At 69.5% G+C, this 410-nt stretch carries 1 protein-coding gene; it reads left to right on the top strand.

Features of this window, described 5'->3' with window-relative positions; genetic code table 11:
• On the top strand, window positions 1–410 hold a 410-nt coding region (locus R2S09_RS40300), incomplete at both ends, for a cytochrome P450 (protein ID WP_316746263.1).

The following is a 410-nucleotide window of genomic DNA, read 5'->3' as shown; positions in this document are numbered from 1 at the left end:
GGCCGTGCAGGACTTCGGGCAGTTCGCGGCCGAGCTGCTCGACCGGTACGCCGACCAGCCCGGCCCGGGCATGCTCTCCGCCCTGGTGAACGAGGACGGCCCGGAAGGAGGCATGTCCAAGGGCGTGCTCGCGAGCAACGCCCTGCTCCTGATCTTCGCGGGGCATGAGACCACGGTCAATCTCATCGCCCACAGCGTGCTCACCCTGCTGCGGCACCCCGACGCGCTGGAGAAGCTGCGCCGCCACCCGGAGCTGATCGTGCCCGGAGTGGAGGAACTGCTGCGCTTCGAGTCGTCGGTGCAGTTCTGGCACACCCGCTCCGCCTTGGAAGACATCGACATCGCGGGCACCACCATCCCGAAGGGGGCGCCGATCTTCCTGGCGTACGGCTCGGCGAACCGCGACCCGG

Origin of the sequence: Streptomyces sp. MK7 (assembly GCF_032658145.1) — a bacterium.
Classification (GTDB): domain Bacteria; phylum Actinomycetota; class Actinomycetes; order Streptomycetales; family Streptomycetaceae; genus Streptomyces; species Streptomyces spiralis.
This window is presented reverse-complemented; position numbering and strand designations above follow the sequence as displayed.